The sequence below is a fragment of the Curtobacterium sp. MCSS17_005 genome (assembly GCF_003234225.2).
Lineage (GTDB): Bacteria > Actinomycetota > Actinomycetes > Actinomycetales > Microbacteriaceae > Curtobacterium > Curtobacterium flaccumfaciens.
This window is the reverse complement of the sequence record NZ_CP126258.1, coordinates 2,221,531-2,242,244: the sequence shown is the minus strand read 5'-3', so window position 1 is coordinate 2,242,244 and position 20,714 is coordinate 2,221,531. Positions and strand designations below refer to the sequence as shown.

Genomic DNA, 20,714 nt, shown 5'->3' with positions numbered 1-20,714 from the left:
TCCTCGTGAAGCGTCTCCGCCTGCTCCCGATCGCCATCGTCCCCGCCGTCGTGCTGGGACTCGCCGCCTGCTCCGGCTCCGGCTCGAACGGGTCCTCGGCTTCGCCGACCCCGTCGGCCAGCGCCACTGCCTCGGCGATCACCTCCTGCCCCGACCCGGGCAAGTCGTCCGATGCCATCAAGGCGACCGGCTCGTTCGGTGGGCCGAAGGCCCCGACCGTGAAGTTCTCGTCCGGCCTGTCCGCGAAGACGCCGCAGGCCACCCGCCTCGTGAAGGGCAAGGGTGCGGCGCTCGACGAGGGCGACTACGCGCAGGTCTCCTACAGCGTGTACGAGGCATCGGACGCCAAGAAGCTCGGCACCGTCGGCTTCGACGAGGGCAACCCGCAGGTGCTCTCCGTCGGCGGATCGGGCTTCGGCGCGCTCCTCGCCTGCTCGAAGGTGGGCGACCGGGTCGCCGCGGTCGGACAGTCCTCGGCGCTCGGCTTCAACACCGGCGGCGAGATCGTCGTCGTCGCCGACGTCGTCGCGCAGACCCCGACCAAGGCGACCGGCACCCCGCAGGACCAGGACCCGGGCCTGCCCACGGTCAAGGACAAGGCCTCGGGCGAGCCGGAGATCACGGTCCCCGACGGCGTGAAGGCGCCCACGAAGACCACGGTCGAGGTGCTCAAGCAGGGCGACGGCACCGAGATCGCCGACGGCGACACCGCACTCGTGCAGTACAAGGGCGTCGTCTACGACACCGGCAAGGAGTTCGACTCCTCGTGGTCGAAGGGTGTCCCCACCACCTTCACCGTGTCGGAGAGCGCGCTCATCAAGGGCTTCGTCACCGGGCTCGTCGGGCAGAAGGTCGGCTCGCAGGTCCTGATCGTCGCCACGCCGGAGGACGCCTACGGCGCGAACCCGCAAGAGGGCTCGGGCATCCCGAAGAACGCCACGCTCGTCTTCGTGGTCGACATCCTCGCCAAGGGCTGACCGTGACGGACCGCCGCCTCGGCAGCACCGGTCCTGATCGTCGGCGGATCGTCGTCCTCGGCAGCACCGGCTCGATCGGCACCCAGGCGCTCGACGTCGTCGCCCGCAACCCCGACCGGTTCGAGGTCGTCGGGCTCACCGCCGGCAGCAACCGCGACCTCGTCGCCGAGCAGGCCGCTCGGTTCGGGGTCCGCGACACGGCGTTCGGCGCGGCCGACTCGGAGCAGCTCGTCCGGAGCGTCGAGGCCGACCTCGTCCTGAACGGCATCACCGGCTCGGTCGGCCTCGGCCCGACGCTCGCGGCGCTCGAGAGCGGTGCCGTGCTCGCCCTCGCGAACAAGGAGAGCCTGATCGTCGGCGGCTCCCTCGTGCAGCAGGCCGCGGCGCCCGGGCAGATCGTGCCCGTGGACAGCGAGCACTCCGCCATCGCGCAGGCGCTGCGCTCCGGCGCCGACGCCGAGGTGCAGCGGCTCGTCCTGACGGCGAGCGGCGGCCCGTTCCGCGGGCGCACCCGCGAGCAGCTCCGCGACGTCACCCCCGCCCAGGCACTGGCGCACCCGACCTGGGACATGGGTCTCGTCGTGACGACGAACTCCGCGACCCTGGTCAACAAGGGCCTCGAGGTCATCGAGGCCCACCTGCTCTTCGACGTGCCGTACGACCGCATCGACGTCACCGTGCACGCGCAGTCGATCGTGCACTCGATGGTCGAGTTCGTCGACGGCTCCACCATCGCCCAGGCGTCGCCGCCGGACATGCGGCTGCCGATCGCGCTCGGCCTGGCCTGGCCGGACCGGGTGCCCGGCGTCGGCGTGCCGCTCGACTGGACGACCGCGAGCACGTGGACGTTCGAGCCGCTCGACCAGGACGCCTTCGGCGCCGTCGCCCTCGCGAAGCGGGTGGGTGAGCTGGGCGGGACGTTCCCGGCCGTGTTCAACGCCGCGAACGAGCAGGCCGTCGCCGCGTTCCACGCGGGTGCGATCGGCTTCCTCGACATCGTCGCCACGGTCGAGCGCATCGTGGAGGAGCACACCGCGGGGGAGCCGTCACTCGACGGCGTGCTCGCGGCGGAGCAGTGGGCCCGCGCCGCTGCGGACCGCGCGCTGACCCGCTGACGCGAGTCGCGCCTCCCGTCCGACGCGGAGGCGGCAGACCGCGGACGTGACGCACAGGCCTGGAGGCCCAGCTCGCCTCTCAGACGGCGCTCGGCTCCGTCATGGAATCAGTCCCGTACTCTTTCCCGGTGATCGTCGAATCCGTCCTGCTCTTCGTCCTCGGCGTGGTCGTCTTCATCATCGGCCTGCTGGTCTCGATCGGACTCCACGAGCTGGGGCACCTGTCCTTCGCGAAGCTCTTCAACGTCAAGGTGACGCAGTACTCGCTGGGCTTCGGCAAGGCGATGTGGTCGTTCAAGCGCGGTGAAACCGAGTACGGGATCCGCCCGATCCTGCTCGGTGGGTACATCTCGATGGTCGGCATGCTGAAGCCGCGCGCCTCGGGTCGGGCGAACGCCATCACGAACACCGGCATGTACGGCGCGTTCGTGCAGGACGCCCGCCAGGCCAGCGCCGAGCAGATCGCGGACTCCGGCGGTGACGACTCCCGCGCCTTCTACCGCCTGACGCCCTGGAAGCGGATCATCGTGATGGTCGCGGGCCCGGCGATGAACCTGGTGATCGGCATCGTGCTGTTCGGTGTGCTGCTGTGCGGGTTCGGGGCGCCGACGACGACCTTCACGTCGAGCGTCGGGTGCGTGCTGCCGAACAGCCAGACGACCGAGTGCTCGCCCGGCGACGCGGTGTCCCCGGCGAAGCAGGCCGGCATCGAGTCCGGTGACGTCGTGCTCTCGGTGAACGGTGAGCAGGACCCGACGATCACCCGCGTCTCCGAGGTCTTCCAGGAGTCCGCCGGTGAGCAGGTCACCGTGGTGGTCGAGCGCGACGGTGCCCGGAAGACCCTCGAGATCACCCCGACGACCGCCACCCGCGACGTCTACGACGCCGAGGGCAAGGTCGTCGAGAACGACGACGGCACCACGAAGACCCAGCGCGTCGGCGTGGTCGGCGTCAGCATCGGGCAGTCCCTGGTGCGGCAGTCCCCGGCCGAGGTGCTGCCCGCGACCGGCGCCCAGATCGCGGCGTCGGCGCACCTGATCATCGACCTGCCGCAGCGCCTGGTCGCGGTGTGGAACGCCGCGTTCGGTGCCCAGGAGCGGTCGCAGGACAGCCCCGTGTCGGTGGTGGGCGTGGGCCGTGCGATCGGCGAGGTCTCGTCGATGAGCGGTGTCCCCGTGGTCGACAAGGCGTACACGATCCTCGGGCTGCTGGCCTCGCTCAACATCGGCCTGTTCGTGTTGAACATGGTGCCGCTGCTGCCACTCGACGGCGGACACATCGCGGGTGCGCTCTGGGAAGCGATCAAGCGACGGTCGTTCAAGCTCGTCGGCAAGGCGGACCCGGGCCCCATCGACCTGGCGAAGACGATGCCCCTCACGATGGTCGTGGTGGTGCTGTTGGCGGGGATGAGCGCGCTGCTGATCTACGCCGACATCGTGCGGCCGGTGAACCTGTTCGGGTAGTCGCTCCGGCGTTACGATCAGCGGATGACCACAGCCGCCCCGAACCCTCCCGAGGTTCGCACCGTCGAGCGCCAGGGCCTCGACGTCATCGCCGAGTCCGATCGGAAGGGCACCCCACGGGGACTGTTCTGGCCGTGGTTCGCGGCGAACATCTCCGTCCTCGGCCTCGCCTACGGGTCGTTCGTCCTCGACTTCGGGATCTCGCTGGCTCAGGCGACGATCGTCTCGGTCATCGGGGTCGCCTTCTCGTTCCTGCTCTGCGGCATCGTCGCGATCGCCGGCAAGCGCGGGTCGGCGCCGACGATGGTGCTCAGCCGCGCGGCCTTCGGGGTCCGCGGGAACCGACTGCCCTCGTTCCTCAGCTGGGTGCTGACCGTCGGGTGGGAGACCTCGCTCGCCGCGGCGGCCGTGCTCGCCACCTCGACGGTGTTCACCGAGCTCGGGTGGGACGGCGGCGTGCTGACGAAGGTCGTCGCCCTCGTCGTGGTCGCGGCCCTCATCGTCGGCGCCGGGATCGCCGGGTTCGACGTCATCATGCGTCTGCAGGCCGTCATCACCGTCGTCACGGCCGTACTGACCGTCGTCTACATCGTGCTCGCTGCGCCGACGATCGACTTCGCGACGCTGGGTGCTCTGCCGTCGGGCAGCGCCCAGAGCGTGACCGGGGCCCTCGTCCTGGTGATGACCGGCTTCGGACTCGGCTGGGTGAACGCCGCGGCCGACTACTCCCGGTACCTGCCCCGTTCGGCCTCGACCCGTGGGGTCGTCGGGTGGACCACGTTCAGCGGCGCCCTCGCGCCGGCGATCCTCGTGGTGATCGGTGTCATGCTCGCCGGGTCGTCGCCGGACCTGCAGGCAGCGATCGCGAACGACCCGATCGGCGCCCTGACGACGATCCTGCCGGTGTGGTTCCTGATCCCGTTCGCGATCGTCGCGATCCTGGGGCTCGTCGGCGGTGCGGTGCTCGACATCTACTCGTCCGGACTGGCGCTCCTGAGCGTCGGCGTGAAGATCCCGCGTCCGGTCGCCGCCGGGGTCGACGGCCTGTTCATGGTCGCCGGCGCCGTGTACATCGCGTTCTTCGCCTCGAGTTTCGTCGCGCCGTTCCAGGCCTTCCTCATCACCCTCGGCGTGCCGATCGCCGCCTGGGCCGGCATCTTCGTCGCTGACGTCGTCCTGCGACGCCGCGCGTACGCGGAGGCCGAACTCGACGACCGTCACGGACGCTACGGCGACGTCCGGTGGCTGCCGATCGCGCTCGTCGTGCTCGGCACCGCGCTCGGCTGGGGTCTGGTCACGAACACCCTCGGCGTGCCGTCCTGGCTCAACTGGCAGGGCTACCTGCTCGGCCCGTTCGGCCTCGGCGGACGCGAGGGGCCCTGGGCGTACGCGAACCTCGGCGTCCTCGTCGCCCTGCTCGTCGGGTTCCTCGGCACGCTGCTGTTCGCGCGCGGGTCGATCCGCCACCAGGAAGCGCTCGGCACGCCGGACGATCTGCGATGAGCGCGGAGATCCCCGACGACGCCTGGCTCGTCGTGATCGACATGCAGCAGGTCTTCACGGGCGAGAACCCGTGGGCCGCCCCACGCTACGACCACGCGGGCGCCGGCATCGAGCGACTCCTGCCGCGGTTCACGGGCCGCACGGTGTTCACCCGCTTCGTGGCACCCGCGCACCCCGCGGGTGCGTGGGTGCCCTACTACCGCGACTGGCCCTTCGCGCTGGTGCCGGACGCCGACCCCCTGTACGCGCTCACCGAGCCCTTCGCGTCGGCCGCCGCGGACCGGAACGACCCCGTCGTGACGGAACCCACCTTCGGCAAGTGGGGGACGAGCCTCCAGGCCGTCGTCGGCGACCACCCGCACCTGGTGCTGACGGGGGTGTCGACCGACTGCTGCGTGCTGTCGACCGCGCTGGCGGCGGCCGACGCCGGTGCGACGGTGACCGTCGTGGCCGACGCCTGCGCCGGCGGGACCGACGCGGACCACGACCGTGCGCTCGCGGTGATGCGGCTCTACGCCCCGCTCATCACGGTCGTCGACTCGGTCAGGGAGCTCTGAACGGACGCACGGGGACCGGACCCGGCACGGTCAGACCGAGCGCGTAGAGTGCTCACGTGCCCGCAGTCAACCTCGGTATGCCCAAGTCCCCCGAAACCCTCGCTCCGCGTCGCAAGTCGCGGCAGATCCGGGTCGGCAAGGTACTCGTGGGCGGCGACGCCCCGGTGTCCGTGCAGTCGATGACCACGACGCAGACCACCAACATCAACGCGACGCTGCAGCAGATCGCCGAGCTCACGGCCTCGGGCTGCGACATCGTCCGGGTCGCCGTGCCCACGCAGGACGACGCCGACGCGCTGGCGATCATCGCGAAGAAGTCGCAGATCCCCGTGATCGCCGACATCCACTTCCAGCCGAAGTACGTCTTCCAGGCGATCGACGCCGGCTGTGCTGCCGTCCGTGTGAACCCGGGCAACATCCGCAAGTTCGACGACCAGGTCGGCGCGATCGCCAAGGCAGCCAAGGACGCCGGCGTCTCGCTCCGCATCGGCGTGAACGCGGGGTCGCTCGAGCCGAGCCTGCTGCAGAAGTACGGCAAGGCCACCCCCGAGGCGCTCGTCGAGTCCGCCGTGTGGGAAGCCTCCCTGTTCGAGGAGCACGACTTCCACGACTTCAAGATCTCGGTCAAGCACAACGACCCGATCGTGATGGTCAAGGCCTACCGCCAGCTCGCGGCCGCCGGTGACTGGCCGCTGCACCTCGGCGTGACCGAGGCCGGCCCGGAGTTCCAGGGCACCATCAAGAGCGCCACCGCGTTCGGCATCCTGCTGGCCGAGGGCATCGGCGACACCATCCGTGTGTCGCTCTCCGCCCCGCCCGCACAAGAGGTCAAGGTCGGCCTGCAGATCTTGCAGTCGCTCAACCTGCGCGAGCGCAAGCTCGAGATCGTCTCCTGCCCGAGCTGCGGTCGCGCGCAGGTCGACGTGTACCAGCTCGCGAACGACGTCACGAAGGGGCTCGAGGGCATGACCGTCCCGCTCCGTGTCGCCGTCATGGGCTGCGTCGTGAACGGCCCGGGCGAGGCGCGCGAGGCCGACCTCGGCGTCGCCTCGGGCAACGGCAAGGGGCAGATCTTCGTCAAGGGCCAGGTCGTCAAGACCGTGCCCGAGGCCGAGATCGTCCAGACGCTCATCGACGAGGCGAACCGGATCGCGGACGAGATGGGTCCCGCCGCCGCCACCGGCACGCTCCAGGTGATCATGGCGCCGTAGGCGCGACCACCCTCCAGACCGGAGGTCCGGTGCCAGCTGGCACCGGGCCTCCGGTCCGTCGTCGTGGTGCGCCAGCGCCGATCGGCACGGTGCGCGCTTCGCGCTTCCGTGCCGGGTTGATCGCCCGGTGCGAGCCTGCAGGCGCGCACGCAGCGGCTGGCGCCGCACCGGCCGATGAACCTCGCACCGTGTGTCTCTGCCCCGCGTTGCCGGCGACGCCCGCCGCACGGGCGACGTGCGCGCCGCACCGGGGACCGGCCCGGAGGCCCGCTGCGGCTGCTCGACGCGCATCCCCTCCGCACGGTGCGGACTTCGCGAGCGGCCGCCGGGTTGATCGCCCCGTGCGAGCCTGCAAGCGCGCACGCAGCGGCTGGAGCCGCACGAGCCAGCGAACCGCGCACCGTGCCGAGCCGCGCCGCTCGCGCCCAGCGGCGGGGACACCGCAGGGAACCCGCGCCGTCGGCCCGTCGCCACTAGGCTGGCCCCGTGGTCACACGGCTTTCGCATCTGTTCCTCCGTACGCTCCGCGACGACCCCTCCGACGCCGAGGTGACGAGCCACAAGCTGCTCGTCCGCGCCGGGTACGTCCGTCGCCAGTCCCCGGGGATCTTCGCCTGGCTGCCGCTCGGACTCCGGGTGCGCGCCAAGATCGAGGCGATCATCCGCGACGAGATGGTCGCCGCCGGTGCGCAGGAGGTCCTGCTGCCCGCGCTCCTGCCGCGTGAGCCGTACGAGGCCACGAACCGCTGGACCGAGTACGGCGACGGCATGTTCCGCCTGCAGGACCGCAAGGGTTCCGACTACCTGCTCGCCCCCACGCACGAGGAGATGTTCGCGCTCCTGGTGAAGGACCTGTACTCGTCCTACAAGGACCTGCCGGTCACGCTGTTCCAGATCCAGGACAAGTACCGCGACGAGGCCCGGCCCCGCGCCGGGCTCCTGCGCGGCCGCGAGTTCACCATGAAGGACGCGTACTCGTTCGACCTCACCGACGAGGGCCTCGAGCGCAGCTACCAGGTCATGCGCGACGCGTACGAGAAGATCTTCGCCCGCCTCGGCCTCGACTACGTCATCGTCAAGGCCGACGCCGGCGCGATGGGCGGCTCGAAGTCCGAGGAGTTCCTGCACCCGATCGGCGTCGGCGAGGACACCTTCGTCCGCAGCGCCGGCGGCTACGCGGCCAACGTCGAGGCGTACGTCACCCCCGTCCCCGAGTCGCTGCCGATCGAGGGTCAGCCGGAGCCCGTGCTGCTGCCGGCGTCGGACACCCCGACGATCGACACGCTCGTCGCCCACGCGAACCAGGTCGCGCCGCGCGAGGGCGCACCGTGGACCGCGGCCGACACGCTGAAGAACGTCGTCCTGGCGCTCACCCACCTCGACGGCACGCGCGAGGTCGTGGTCGTCGGCCTGCCCGGTGACCGTGACGTCGACCTGAAGCGCGCCGAGGTGTCGTTCGCCCCGGCCGAGGTCGAGGCCGCCGGCGACGACGACTTCAAGAAGCACCGGGGCCTGGTGAAGGGCTACATCGGCCCGCAGGTCCTCGGCGCCGACAGCGCCACCGGCATCCGCTACTTCGTCGACCCGCGTGTGGTCGACGGCACGAGCTGGATCACCGGCGCCAACGAGCGCGGCGTGCACGTGTCCGGCCTCGTCGCCGGCCGTGACTTCGTGGCCGACGGTGTCGTCGAGGTCTCCGACGTCCGCGCCGGTGACCCGTCCCCGGACGGCTCCGGTCCGCTCGAGACCGCGCGCGGCATGGAGATCGGGCACGTCTTCCAGCTCGGCCGCAAGTACGCCGAGGCGCTCGGTCTCAAGGTGCAGGACGAGAACGGCAAGCTCGCGACGGTCACGATGGGCTCGTACGGCATCGGCGTGACCCGCATCCTCGCGATCCTGGCCGAGTCCCACAACGACGAGAAGGGCCTGGTCTGGCCGAAGAACGTCGCGCCGTTCGACGTGCACATCGTCGCCACCGGCCGTGACCAGGTCGCCTACGAGCTGGCGGCGTCCGTCGTCGCCGAGCTCGAGGGCGAGCGGTTCGACGTGCTGTACGACGACCGCCCCAAGGTCTCGCCCGGCGTGAAGCTCCGCGACGCCGAGCTGCTCGGCATGCCGATCGTCGTCGTCGCCGGCCGCGGCGCCGCCGAGGGCGTCGTCGAGCTGTGGGACCGCGCGAGCGGCGACCGCCGCGACGTGCCGGTGGCCGACCTGCTCGACGCGGTCCGCGCGATCTAGACGCGACCCCTGACGGACGGGCGCGCCCCGCTCAGCGGTGACGCGCCAGCGTCACGCGGGGCGCGCCGACCGAGCCTGCGAGGGAGGGGTGCGACGCCGCCACGGGCCTCCTGTCCGTCTCCTGGTTCTGGGGTACGCTTGTGGCCGACTTCTGCGCAGTTCCACCCCGCAGGAGCGACTCATCTGAATACGGAGGCACCTCGGTGAAGATCGATCTCGCAGTCCTGCGACTCATGGAGCGCGAGCGGGAGATCCCGTTCGACGAGCTCGTCCAGATCATCGAATCTGCCATCCTGACCGCCTACCAGAAGCACGCCGACGAGAACGGCGAGCCGGCCCACGCGCAGTCGCGTGTGGAGCTCGACCGCAAGTCCGGCGAGGTCAGCGTCTACGTCCCCGAGCTCGACGACGAGGGCACCGTCATCGGTGAAGCCGTCGACCAGCCGAGCGACTTCGGACGCATCGCGGCCTTCGCGGCGAAGCAGGTCATCAACCAGCGCCTGCGCGACATCGGCGACGACAAGATCCTCGGCGAGTTCCGCGGCAAGGAAGGCGACATCGTCGCGGGCGTGGTCCAGCAGGGCCCGAACCCGAAGATGGTGCACGTCGACCTCGGCACGATCGAGGCGATCCTGCCGCCCGAAGAGCAGGTGCCGGGGGAGTCGTACAAGCACGGCTCCCGCATCCGCGTCTACGTGACGAGCGTCGCCCGTGGCAACAAGGGCCCGCAGATCATCGTGTCGCGCACCCACCCCGGCCTCGTCCGCAAGCTCTTCGCACTCGAGGTCCCGGAGATCGCGTCCGGTGTCGTCGAGATCACCTCGCTCGCCCGCGAGGCCGGCCACCGCACGAAGATCGCCGTCAAGGCGAACGAGCCCGGCGTGAACGCGAAGGGTGCCTGCATCGGCGAGCTCGGCGCACGTGTCCGGGCCGTCACGAACGAGCTCGGTGCCGAGAAGATCGACATCGTCGACTACTCGTCTGACCTCGCATCGTTCGTCGCGAGCGCCCTGTCGCCGGCCAAGGTGACGAGCGCGTTCGTGCTCGACGCCTCGACGAAGGCCGTCCGCGCGCTCGTGCCGGACTACCAGCTGTCGCTCGCGATCGGCAAGGAGGGGCAGAACGCCCGCCTCGCCGCGAAGCTCACCGGTGCCCGCATCGACATCCAGCCGGACTCCATCCTGGACGGCGAGGACTAGGACGATTTCGCTCCCGGCGCGCCTGCGAGGGCGCGCCGGATCGCGCACGTCCGAGGCAAGGAGTAGAGTGGTTCCCGTCAGAACGTGCATCGGCAGTCGTCGTCGCGCTTCCCGATCCTCCCTCCTCCGAGTCGTCGCCCTGAGCGACGGCCGTGTCGTGGCGGATCCGAAGGCAGTCATGCCGGGCCGGGGAGCATGGCTCACCCCGACCGTCGATGCCTACGATCTGGCCGTCAAGCGCAGGGCTTTCCGCCGTGCGCTCCGGTTGGATCGCGATCCCGACACGTCCGCGGTGCTCGACCACATCGTCGGTCTCCCACAGGAGCCGACCGAGCGCCCGGACATGACAGAACAGGCTGAACGGCTTATGGACAACTGATGAGCGGCTCGAAATGAGACCCGTCATCCATTGAGTCCTGCCCCTTTACGGGGTGGGACCCGTGAAGGAGAACAGTGGCTAAACCACGCGTACACGAGATCGCAAGCGAACTCGGCGTCGACAGCAAGACCGCACTCGAGAAGCTCAAGGAGCTCGGCGAGTTCGTCCGGGGTGCCAGCTCGAGCATCGAGCCCCCCGTGGCACGGAAGCTCCGTGCCGCCCTCCAGGCAGACGGCGCCCCCGCGGCGAAGCCCGCCGCCTCGGCCTCCGCGCCGAGCGCACCCGCCAAGGCCAGCGCGCCGAAGTCGAGTGCACCCAAGCCCGGCGGCCCCCGTCCGGGTCCGGTTCGTCCGGCACCGGCTCCCGAGCCCGAGGCCCCGGCAGCACCCGCTGCCGACGTGCCCGCGCCGGCCGCACCGAAGTCCGTCGCCCAGCGACAGGCCGAGGCCGAGGCCGCGCAGAAGGCCCGCGCCGAGAAGCAGGCCGCTGAGAAGCAGGCCGCCGAGCAGGCAGGCGGGTCGGCCGATGGTGCTCCGAAGTCCGACGCCGTGAAGCCGGGCACCAGCCCGAAGGCTCCCGCGGCCGCCGGTCCGAAGCCGGGTGGCCCCAAGCCCGGCGCACGTCCGGGCAACAACCCGTACTCGTCGAACCAGGGCATGGGCTCGCGCCCGCCGCGCCCCGGCAACAACCCGTACTCGTCCAACCAGGGCATGGGCCAGCGCCCCGCCGCCGGCGCAGCCGGTGGCGGTGGCATCCCGCGTCCGCAGCCCCCGCGTCCGGGCACGCCCCGTCCGGGTGCTCCGCGTCCGGGTGGTCCCGGTCAGGGCAACCGTCCCAACGGCTTCGGGCAGCGCCCGGGCCAGGGTGGTGGCCGTGGTGGCCCCGGTGCCCGTCCGGGTGCCGGCGGCGGTGCCGGTGGCGGCTTCCCGCGTCCGGCCTTCAGCGGCCCGCGTCCCGCCGGTGGCGGTGGCCGTGGTCGTGGCCCCGGTGGTGGTACCGCCGGTGCGTTCGGTCGCGGTGGCGGCAAGAGCCGTGCCCGCAAGTCGAAGCGGACGAAGCGCGCCGAGTACGAGATGCGTCAGGCCCCGTCGCTCGGCGGTGTGCAGGTCCCTCGCGGCGACGGCAACACGGTCGTCCGACTCCGTCGTGGTGCGAGCATCTCGGACTTCGCGGACAAGATCGACGCAATGCCCGGCAACCTCGTGACGGTGCTGTTCCACCTCGGTGAGATGGCGACCGCGACCGAGTCGCTGGACGAGGCAACGTTCGAGGTCCTCGGTGACGAGCTGGGCTACAAGATCCAGATCGTCTCGCCCGAGGACGAGGACAAGGAGCTCCTCGAGGGCTTCGACATCGACCTCGACGCAGAACTCGAGGACGAAGACGACGACGTGCTGCAGCAGCGGCCGCCGGTGGTCACCGTCATGGGTCACGTCGACCACGGCAAGACCCGCCTCCTCGACGCGATCCGCAACTCGAAGGTCGTCGAGGGCGAGGCCGGTGGCATCACCCAGCACATCGGTGCGTACCAGATCGTCGCGCAGCACGAGGGCATCGACCGCCCGATCACCTTCATCGACACCCCCGGTCACGAGGCCTTCACGGCCATGCGTGCCCGTGGTGCCCAGGTGACGGACATCGCGATCCTCGTGGTCGCGGCGGACGACGGCATCATGCCGCAGACCATCGAGGCGTTGAACCACGCGCAGTCGGCCGGTGTGCCGATCGTCGTCGCGGTCAACAAGATCGACAAGGAAGACGCGAACCCCGCCAAGGTCCGTCAGCAGCTCACCGAGTACAACCTGGTGGCCGAGGAGTACGGCGGCGACGTCATGTTCGTCGACGTGTCGGCGCGGCAGAACATCGGCATCCAGGAGCTCCTGGACGCCGTGCTGCTCACCGCGGACGCCGGTCTCGACCTGCGTGCGAACCCCGACAAGGACGCCCGTGGTGTCGCGATCGAGGCCCGGCTCGACAAGGGTCGCGGTGCAGTCGCCACGGTCCTCATCCAGTCCGGCACGCTCCACGTCGGTGACGCCATCGTGGCGGGCACGGCCTACGGCCGAGTCCGTGCGATGACGGACGAGAACGGAGTCGCGGTCAAGGCCGCGACGCCGAGCCGCCCGGTCCAGGTGCAGGGTCTGTCCTCGGTGCCCCGCGCCGGTGACACCTTCCTCGTCACCGAAGAGGACCGCACGGCGCGTCAGATCGCTGAGAAGCGTGAAGCCGCCGAGCGCAACGCCCTGCTGGCGAAGTCGCGCAAGCGCATCTCGCTCGAGGACTTCACCCGTGCGCTCGAAGAGGGCAAGGTCGAGTCGCTCAACCTCATCATCAAGGGTGATGTCTCCGGTGCCGTCGAGGCACTCGAGCAGTCGCTCCTGGACATCGAGGTCGACGACAGCGTCCAGCTCCGCATCCTGCACCGCGGTGTCGGTGCGATCACGGAGTCGGACATCGACCTCGCCACGATCGACAACGCCATCGTCATCGGCTTCAATGTCCGTCCGGACGTCAAGGCCCGTGAGCGTGCGGCGCGCGAAGGCATCGACGTGCGCTTCTACTCGGTCATCTACAACGCACTCGACGACATCGAGCAGTCCCTCAAGGGCATGCTCAAGCCCGAGTACGAAGAGGTCCAGTCGGGCGTCGCCGAGATCCGCGAGGTGTTCCGTTCCTCGAAGTTCGGCAACATCGCGGGTGTCATCGTCCGCTCCGGCACGATCACGCGCAACGCCAAGGCGCGCGTCATCCGCGAGGGTGTGGTGGTCGCCGATGGCCTGGCCATCGAGTCACTGCGTCGCTTCAAGGACGACGTGACCGAGGTCCGCACGGACTTCGAAGCCGGTATCGGTCTGGGCAAGTTCAACGACATCCAGATCGGCGACGAGGTCGAGACGACCGAACTCGTCGAGAAGCCGCGCGACTGATCGCGTGACTCCTCTGGGCCCCGGCCTCCCCACGCGGGAGGCCGGGGCCCGACCCCTTTCCCACGCAGGACCACCGGCGGGAAGCGTCCCGCCACTGCCTCAGGAGGCACCTAATGGCCGATCCGCAGCGCGCACGCAAGATGGCGGACCGCATCAAGGAAGTCGTCGCACGTCGACTCGACAAGGGTCTGCGGGACCCGCGACTCGGGTTCGTCACGATCACCGACGTCCGTGTGACCGGCGACCTGCAGCACGCGTCGATCTTCTACACCGTCTACGGCACCGACGAGGAGCGTGCAGACTCCGCCGCGGCGCTCAAGGCCGCGACCGGCATGCTCCGGTCCGAGGTCGGCAAGAACATCACCGCCCGGCTCACGCCGTCGCTCGAGTTCATCGCCGACGCCCTGCCCGAGACCTCGGCGCACATGGAGGACCTGCTCGTTCAGGCCCAGGTGCGCGACGAGCAGGTCCGCGCAGCCTCGGTCGGTGCGACGTACGCCGGCGACGCCGACCCGTACAAGCGCGACGAGGACGAGGACGCCGACGACGCTGCCGAGACCGACGGCTCCGCCGAGCCGCGTTCCTAGACCCCGGGCAGCTGGTAGCCGCTCGCGTCGTCCCCGACGGCCAGTCCGTCTCGCAGGAGCGACGCGAGCGCCCGATCGCGCTGATCGGCGTCCGGCCACACCGGTTCGATCTCGGACCGGGTGACCGGCACGTCGCTGGCGCGCAGCTCGGCCATGATCAGGCCGCGCACCTGGCGGTCACTGCCGGCGAACTTCGCCTGCCGCGGAGCCCGCGGCCCGTCGTGCTCCGGGTACCCGGCCGCACGCCACGCGCAGCGGTCCGCGATCGGGCATGCATCGCACGCGGGGGAGCGGGACACGCACACGAGTGCGCCGAGCTCCATCACTGCGGCGTTCGTGGTGGCTGCGTCGTCGCGGTCCGCCGGCAGCACGGACTCCATCAGCGGGAGGTCCTGCTTCGCCTTCGCCGGCCCGGGTTCGCCCTGGCCGAGGACCGCACGTGCGAGCACGCGGCGCACGTTGACGTCGACGACCGGGTGCCGGTCGCCGTACGCGAAGACCGCGACGGCGCGGGCGGTGTAGTCGCCGATGCCCGGCAGGGCGAGCAGGGCGCCGACGTCGCGGGGCACGACGTTGCCGTGGTCGGTCGCGATGGCGGTCGCCGCCGCGTGCAGCGCGAGCGCGCGTCTCGGGTAGCCGAGCCGGTCCCAGGCACGCACCGCCTCGGACGGGGGCGAGTCCGCGAGGTCGCGAGGCGTCGGCCACCGGGTGAGCCACGCCTCCAGACGGGGGATCACGCGCGCGACCTGCGTCTGCTGCAGCATGATCTCGCTGACGAGCGTCCCCCACGCGGGGAAGCCGGAGCGGCGCCACGGCAGGTCCCGCGCCTGCTGCCGGAACCACGCGATCAGCGGGGTCGCGATGTCGGGCCGTTCCGGCGTGGCCGGCTCCTGCACACCGCGTTGCGCGGTCGGTTTGTCCACATCCGGTCTGGAGGCCCGACTCGCGTTCACCTCGACAGCCTACGGTGGACGCATGGCACGCTGGGCACCCGAAGAGACCGACACGATGGCTGCGATCGCTGCAGAGGCGATCGCGCAGGTCGGCACGAACCGCACCGTCATCGGCGTCGACGGGCAGGACGGCACCGACCTCGAGCGGGTCGCGGCCGCGCTCGTCACCGGTTTCGAGCAGCACGGGGTCTCCGCGATGGCGGCCGCCGCGCCGTCCGCCGACCAGGACACGCTCCGGTCCGACCTGGTGACGCCCTTCCGCACGACCGGAGCCGGTGACGGTGTCCTGATCGTGCACGGTCGGGGCGTCCTCGCCCCCGGGGTGCGAACCCTGTGGCGCTGGTCGCTGTGGGTCGAGCAGGAGTCCGGCCGACTCGAGCGCCGTGCCGACGTGAAGATCGCGGCCTCCGCGGTCCTTGACGTCACCGATCCCGAGCATCCCCGCCGCGAGTGGAACGACGCCTGCTGACCGGCGCTGGTAATCTCGCCTGGTGCTCGAAACCGCGCCGGACGGCATCCTCCTCGTCGACAAACCGCAGGGGATCTCCAGCCACCGGGTGGTCTCCATCGCCCGTCGGCGCCTCGGCCTGAAGAAGGTCGGCCACGCCGGCACCCTCGACCCCATGGCCACCGGGCTGCTGCTGCTCGGCATCGGGCCGTCCACCCGGTTGCTCACGCACCTGGTGGGCCTCGACAAGACCTACACGGCGACCATCCGGCTCGGTGTCTCCACGGACTCCGACGACGCCGACGGCACGCCGACCGCTGCTGTCGGTGTGGCCGCTGCCGACGTCTCAGACGATGCCGTCGAGACCGCCGTCGCAGCACAGCGGGGCGTGATCGACCAGGTCCCGTCCACGGTCAGCGCGATCAAGGTCGACGGGCGCCGTGCCTACGACCTGGCGCGCAAGGGCGAGGCGGTGGAGCTCAAGTCCCGCACGGTGACCATCTCGCAGTTCGACGTGACGACGCGGAACGAGCGGACCGTCCCCGTCGGCGGCACCGACGTCGCCGTGGTGGACCTCGACGTCGTCGTGACCTGCTCGTCGGGCACCTACGTCCGCGCGCTCGCCCGTGACGTCGGCGCGGCCCTCGGCACCGGAGCGCACCTCGTCGCGCTCCGGCGGACCCGCGTCGGACCGTTCGACGTGCAGGACGCCATCGACCTCGAGGACGACGCCGTCGACGTCCGCGCCGCGCTCGCACGTCCGGCGGACATCGCCCGGCGACTCTTCTCGTCGGTGACGCTCGACGCAGCCTCAGCGAAGGACCTCACCGACGGCAAGCGCGTCGCGGCCGAGCACCCCGACTCGGACGGTCCGGTGGCAGCGGTCACGGCGTCAGACGACCGGCTGGTCGGCCTCGTCTCCGTCCGCCGGGGACTGCTCCGGGTCATCACGAACTTCCCGACGCCCGGTGCGTCGTCCTCCTCGCAGACCGGAGCCCGCGCGTGATCGAGTGGTACATGTGGGTGCAGCTGGTGCTCGCCGTGGTGGTGGGGCTCTTCGCGGTCGTCGTGGGGTTCATCGGCTGGAAGCCGAACGACTACACCGTCGGTGCCCTCGTGCTCATCGAACTGCTGCTCCTGGTGCAGGGCGTCATCTCGATCGTGCTGCCGGCGACGGGCAGCCCGCCCGACGGCAACGCGCTCGAGTTCGGGGTGTACGCCGTGTCGGTGCTGCTCGTCCCACCGGCCGCGGTCGTGTGGGCACTGATCGACCGCACGAAGTGGAGCACCGTGGTGCTCGGTGCCGGGGCCTTCACCGTCGCGGTGATGGTCTACCGGATGTACCAGATCTGGTTCGCGCTGAACTGACGCCGGAGGTCATGCGCGCAGCCGCGCGTCGGTAGAATCGGTGCAATGGCGACCAGATCCTCACTCGCGACCGGCATCGGCCGCGTCCTCATCGCCGTGTACGGCATCCTCGCGCTGGCGGCGACCGGACGCAGCGTCGTGCAGATCATCGAGAAGTTCTCGTTCGCACCGTTCGCGTACACACTCAGTGCCATCGCTGCCGTCGTCTACATCGTGGCGATGATCGCCCTCATCGTGCCCGGCCGGTTCTGGTACCGGGTCGCCTGCGTCACGATCGTGTTCGAGATGACCGGCGTGCTCGTCATCGGCACCCTGTCGCTGTTCGACCGCCAGCTGTTCCCCGACGACACCATCTGGTCGTACTACGGCTTGGGCTACGCCTTCGCGCCGCTCGTGCTGCCGATCGCCGGGCTCTGGTGGCTCCGCAAGCACCACCGCACCGCGGTCACTGAGTCATCGGAACCGGCTGCGTCCTCGTCCACCGCCCCGGCGAGCGAGTAGGAGTGGCCGTGCAGTTCTACGAGGACACCGCCGACGTGGCGGACGGGTTCGGGCCGAGCGCGGTCACCATCGGCAAGTTCGACGGCGTGCACGTCGGGCACCGTGCCGTCATCGCACACCTCGAGCGTGCCGCCCGCGAGCAACACCTCGTGGCGACCGTCGTCACGTTCGACCGCCACCCGCTCAACGTCATCGACCCGCCGCACGTCCCGCCGGCCCTGACGAGCACCGCGCAGCGCCGCGAACTGCTCGAGGACGCCGGGGTCGACGCCACCCTGCTGCTCCGGTTCGACCAGGAACTGCAGTCGAAGTCGCCCGAGGCGTTCGTGTCCGAGATCCTCGTCGACACCCTGCACGCCCGGCTCGTCTTCGTCGGCAGCGACTTCCGCTTCGGTGCGAAGGGCGCCGGTGACGTCGCGCTGCTGCGTGCCCTGGGGGAGCAGCACGGCTTCACCGTCGAGCTCATCGACGACGTGGACCTCATCGACGACGTCCGACCCGACGGTGAGCGCCGGGTGTCCTCCACCTGGATCCGGGAGCTCCTGGGCCAGGGCCGCGTTGCCGAGGCAGCTCGCCTCCTCGGGCGCGAACACGCCGTGCGGAGCGTCGTGGTGCACGGCAACCAGCGCGGCCGGGCGATGGGGTACCCCACCGCGAACCTCGACCCGGCGTGCGAGGGCTTCGTCCCCGCCGACGGCGTCTACGCCGCCCGGGTGCTGCACGACGGCACCGTCTACCCGGCAGCGGTGTCGGTCGGCAACAACCCGACGTTCGAGGGTGTGCCGGCGAAGCAGATCGAGGCGCACCTGCTCGACGTCGACATCGACCTGTACGGCGATCGGATCTCGGTGCTCTTCGTGTCGTACGTGCGCGGCATGGTGAAGTTCTCGTCGATGGACGAGCTCGCCGCGCAGATGCGGCAGGACGACCTGGACATCCGGCTGCTGCTCGGACTGCCCGCGCCGGTCTGACCTGCCGAGCACGCTGACTCGGCCAGCACGCTGGTCCGGCTCGCCTGCTGGTTCCCCGTACGAACGACGCCCCCGTGACCGATCGGTCACGGGGGCGTCGTTCGTGGTGCGAGGCTCAGCCGCCGAGTGCGTCGAGCCAGATCTTGCGGGCGTCGAGGGCTTCCTGCGCGTCCTTGATCTTCCGGGCGTCACCGGTGGCCTGCGCCGCAGCCAGCTCGGACTGGAGCTTGCCGATCGCGTCTTCCAACTGGCTCGCGAGTCCGTTCTGACGGGCCTTGCGCTCCGGGTTCGATTCCTTCCAGTGCGCGTCCTCGAGCCCACGGACGTGGTCCTCGATTGCACGCAGGCGGTCCTCGACCCGACGGACGTCACCGCGGGGGACCTTGCCGATCTCGTCCCAGCGGCGCTGGATGCCGGTGAGGGTCTTGCGCGCGGCGACCCGGTCCGTCGCCTGCAGGAGCGGCTCGGCCTCGGTCAGCAGGGCCTGCTTCGCCTCGAGGTTGGCGGAGAACTCTTCGTTCTCGGCTGCGCTCTCGGCGTGGCGCTGCTCGAACAGCACGTCTCCGGCGGCCTTGAAGCGCGCCCAGAGTGCGTCGTCGTGGCGCTTGCCGGCACGTCCGGCGTTCTTCCAGTCGTCGAGCAGCTGGCGGTAGTCGGGGATCGCGTCGGAACCGCGGGGCGCGAGGGCCTCGGCCTGCGCCACGAGCTCCTGCTTGCGGGTCCGGGCGTCACGGTGCTGTGCGTCCAGCTCGGAGTAGAAGGCACGACGGTGCTGGTCGACGGTGGACCGCGCTGCGCGGAATCGCTTCCACAGGTCGTTCGCCTCGTTCTTGGGGATCCGCGGCCCGTCGTGCTGGTGCTGCTGCCAGCGCGCGAACACGTCGTCGAGCTGCGCCGTGATCTGCTTCCACTGCGCGCGTGCGGGGTCCACCGCGGCGAGTGCCTCGGCTTCCTCCACCAGGGCGGTGCGGTGCGCCAGGGCGTCCTGCAGGGCCTGCTGCGCCTGCTCCGCCTGCTCCTTGGTGAGCGAGCCGAGCTGCTCGGCGAGAACGCCCACGCGGGTCTCGAGCGACTTGATGTCACCCACCACCCGCGCGTCGGCGACCAGGGCCGTCAGGTGCTCGACCGTCCGGGCGACGTCGTTCGCCGACGCACCGCGCTGGACACGCTGCTCGGCGATCTTCACCTGCCCCTCGAGGTCGGCGTACTTCCGCGCGAAGTAGGCGAGGGCTTCTTCGGGGGTGGCGTCCGGGTACTCACCGACAGCACGTTCGGTCTCTTCGTACCGGACGTACACGGTCCCGTTCTCGTCGACCCGCCCCCAGGTCGTTGCTTCGTCAGATCCCACAGGTCTCGCCTCGATCGTGGTCGTGCATCGCCGACGTCACCGTCGGCACGGTCAGGTCGTCAGCCTATTGCACGGACGGGCTCCGCCGCCCGACCGGTGCGACGGGTTGTGGACTACTTCTGCTCCGCGATGGTCGCGTCGGTGATCTTCGTCGCCACCTTCGGCTCACCGGTGCCGTCGCTGCCGGGGGACGCGATGCCCTTCGAGGCGATCTTCGACTCGAGCTCGGACAGCCCGCTCGTGACCTTGCCGACGACCGTGTAGCCGCCCGTGGAGCCGTCGAGCGTGGTGTCCCCGTAGACGATGAAGAACTGCGTCGACTGCGAGTACGGGGAGTCCGACCGCGCGATCGCGATGGTGCCCTTCTCGTAGACGCCGTCCTCCGGCACGTTCTCGAGCGGGCCGTACTCGAAGCCGGCGTCGCCGGTGCCGTCGCCGTTCGCGGAGCCGCACTGCAGGAACTTCAGCCCGTCGCTGTCGGCGAGCCGGTGGCAGGTGGTGCCGTTGTAGAACTGCTCACGGATCAACGAGATCTCGGCACTTGCGGCCTGCGGTGCCTTCGCGCCGTCCAGCTCGATGCCGAGGTCGATGCTCTTGTTGAGCGTGAGCGTACCGGTCCAGGTCGCGCCCTTCGCGATCGACTTGCTCGGCACGTCGCCGGTGTTGCCGGCCGTGGCGCTGGCCGACGGCGTGGCCGTCGACGACGCAGAGGCGCTCGGGGCCGGTGCGTCCGACCCCCGCGACCCGGCGAAGGCGAGCTGCGACCCGGTGGCGAGGGCCGCGACGAGGACGAGGGCACCGGCGCCGATCAGGTTGTCCCGCACGCGGCGGCGTCGCTGCCGCTCGTGGAGGCCCTGGCGGGCCTGGTAGAGGCGGAGGCGCTCGCGCGCCTCGCGGTTGTCACGCGCTGGGTTCTTCGGTGCCACGGTGCTGGTCTGCCCTCTCGTCGCAGTGTGCAACGAGCGTAGC

Annotated in this window: 19 protein-coding genes; 16 read left to right on the top strand and 3 right to left on the bottom strand. The window is 70.6% G+C overall.

Annotated elements, in window-relative coordinates; translation table 11 throughout:
• Positions 1-5: 5 nt before the first annotated feature.
• From DEJ20_RS10795 to rbfA, 11 genes are all read left to right on the top strand, one after another.
• Positions 6-977, top strand: a complete 972-nt coding sequence (locus tag DEJ20_RS10795; RefSeq protein ID WP_071404621.1) for an FKBP-type peptidyl-prolyl cis-trans isomerase — start codon at positions 6-8, stop codon at positions 975-977.
• A gap of 2 nt (positions 978-979) precedes the next feature.
• Positions 980-2,092, top strand: coding sequence for a 1-deoxy-D-xylulose-5-phosphate reductoisomerase (dxr, locus tag DEJ20_RS10790; RefSeq protein ID WP_111235078.1), 1,113 nt, complete (start codon positions 980-982; stop codon positions 2,090-2,092).
• Between the two features lie 128 nt (positions 2,093-2,220).
• Positions 2,221-3,555 (top strand): M50 family metallopeptidase, encoded by a 1,335-nt coding sequence (locus DEJ20_RS10785; RefSeq protein ID WP_181431516.1) that lies wholly within the window; start codon positions 2,221-2,223, stop codon positions 3,553-3,555.
• A 24-nt stretch (positions 3,556-3,579) separates the two neighbouring features.
• Positions 3,580-5,058, top strand: coding sequence for a purine-cytosine permease family protein (locus tag DEJ20_RS10780; protein WP_111235076.1), 1,479 nt, complete (start codon positions 3,580-3,582; stop codon positions 5,056-5,058).
• Complete coding sequence (locus tag DEJ20_RS10775) at positions 5,055-5,615, top strand: cysteine hydrolase family protein (RefSeq protein ID WP_111235075.1); 561 nt, start codon at positions 5,055-5,057, stop codon at positions 5,613-5,615. Before DEJ20_RS10780 ends, DEJ20_RS10775 begins: the two co-directional genes overlap by 4 nt.
• Positions 5,616-5,671: 56 nt before the next feature.
• Positions 5,672-6,826, top strand: coding sequence for a flavodoxin-dependent (E)-4-hydroxy-3-methylbut-2-enyl-diphosphate synthase (ispG, locus tag DEJ20_RS10770; protein WP_181431515.1), 1,155 nt, complete (start codon positions 5,672-5,674; stop codon positions 6,824-6,826).
• A gap of 486 nt (positions 6,827-7,312) precedes the next feature.
• Positions 7,313-9,064 (top strand): proline--tRNA ligase, encoded by a 1,752-nt coding sequence (locus DEJ20_RS10765; RefSeq protein ID WP_111235073.1) that lies wholly within the window; start codon positions 7,313-7,315, stop codon positions 9,062-9,064.
• Between the two features lie 203 nt (positions 9,065-9,267).
• Positions 9,268-10,263, top strand: a complete 996-nt coding sequence (gene nusA, locus DEJ20_RS10760; RefSeq protein ID WP_071414715.1) for a transcription termination factor NusA — start codon at positions 9,268-9,270, stop codon at positions 10,261-10,263.
• Complete coding sequence (locus DEJ20_RS10755) at positions 10,214-10,642, top strand: YlxR family protein (protein WP_349814992.1); 429 nt, start codon at positions 10,214-10,216, stop codon at positions 10,640-10,642. Before nusA ends, DEJ20_RS10755 begins: the two co-directional genes overlap by 50 nt.
• 74 nt (positions 10,643-10,716) lie before the next feature.
• On the top strand, positions 10,717-13,569 hold the full coding sequence (gene infB / locus DEJ20_RS10750) for a translation initiation factor IF-2 (protein WP_111235071.1): 2,853 nt from the start codon (positions 10,717-10,719) through the stop codon (positions 13,567-13,569).
• Positions 13,570-13,682: 113 nt separating this feature from the next.
• Positions 13,683-14,156 (top strand): 30S ribosome-binding factor RbfA, encoded by a 474-nt coding sequence (gene rbfA / locus DEJ20_RS10745; protein ID WP_111235070.1) that lies wholly within the window; start codon positions 13,683-13,685, stop codon positions 14,154-14,156.
• Here the strand turns inward: rbfA and DEJ20_RS10740 are convergent.
• A complete protein-coding gene (locus DEJ20_RS10740) occupies positions 14,153-15,079 on the bottom strand; it encodes an iron-sulfur binding domain-containing protein (RefSeq protein WP_502866577.1) in 927 nt (308 codons plus the stop codon). The two genes, rbfA and DEJ20_RS10740, sit on opposite strands and share 4 nt — an antisense overlap.
• 52 nt (positions 15,080-15,131) lie before the next feature.
• Here DEJ20_RS10740 and DEJ20_RS10735 point away from each other — a divergent pair, with 52 nt between their 5' ends.
• Genes DEJ20_RS10735 through DEJ20_RS10715 form a run of 5 tightly spaced genes read left to right on the top strand, consistent with a single transcriptional unit; the run spans position 15,132 to position 18,397 of the window.
• On the top strand, positions 15,132-15,578 hold the full coding sequence (locus tag DEJ20_RS10735) for a hypothetical protein (protein ID WP_051596740.1): 447 nt from the start codon (positions 15,132-15,134) through the stop codon (positions 15,576-15,578).
• A gap of 22 nt (positions 15,579-15,600) precedes the next feature.
• Positions 15,601-16,563 (top strand): tRNA pseudouridine(55) synthase TruB, encoded by a 963-nt coding sequence (truB, locus tag DEJ20_RS10730; protein WP_111235069.1) that lies wholly within the window; start codon positions 15,601-15,603, stop codon positions 16,561-16,563.
• Positions 16,560-16,925 (top strand): hypothetical protein, encoded by a 366-nt coding sequence (locus DEJ20_RS10725; RefSeq protein ID WP_071244774.1) that lies wholly within the window; start codon positions 16,560-16,562, stop codon positions 16,923-16,925. Before truB ends, DEJ20_RS10725 begins: the two co-directional genes overlap by 4 nt.
• A 45-nt stretch (positions 16,926-16,970) precedes the next feature.
• A complete protein-coding gene (locus DEJ20_RS10720) occupies positions 16,971-17,426 on the top strand; it encodes a hypothetical protein (RefSeq protein WP_111235068.1) in 456 nt (151 codons plus the stop codon).
• 8 nt (positions 17,427-17,434) lie between these two features.
• Positions 17,435-18,397 (top strand): bifunctional riboflavin kinase/FAD synthetase, encoded by a 963-nt coding sequence (locus tag DEJ20_RS10715; protein WP_111235165.1) that lies wholly within the window; start codon positions 17,435-17,437, stop codon positions 18,395-18,397.
• A gap of 115 nt (positions 18,398-18,512) precedes the next feature.
• Here DEJ20_RS10715 and DEJ20_RS10710 read toward each other — a convergent pair whose 3' ends face one another.
• Together DEJ20_RS10710 and DEJ20_RS10705 are read right to left on the bottom strand one after the other, a co-directional pair.
• Complete coding sequence (locus DEJ20_RS10710) at positions 18,513-19,745, bottom strand: DUF349 domain-containing protein (RefSeq protein ID WP_110864584.1); 1,233 nt, start codon at positions 19,743-19,745, stop codon at positions 18,513-18,515.
• A gap of 113 nt (positions 19,746-19,858) precedes the next feature.
• Positions 19,859-20,671 carry a peptidylprolyl isomerase gene (locus DEJ20_RS10705; RefSeq protein WP_111235067.1) on the bottom strand — a complete coding sequence of 271 codons (813 nt, stop codon included), beginning with the start codon at positions 20,669-20,671 and terminating at the stop codon, positions 19,859-19,861.
• Between the last annotated feature and the right edge of the window lie 43 nt (positions 20,672-20,714).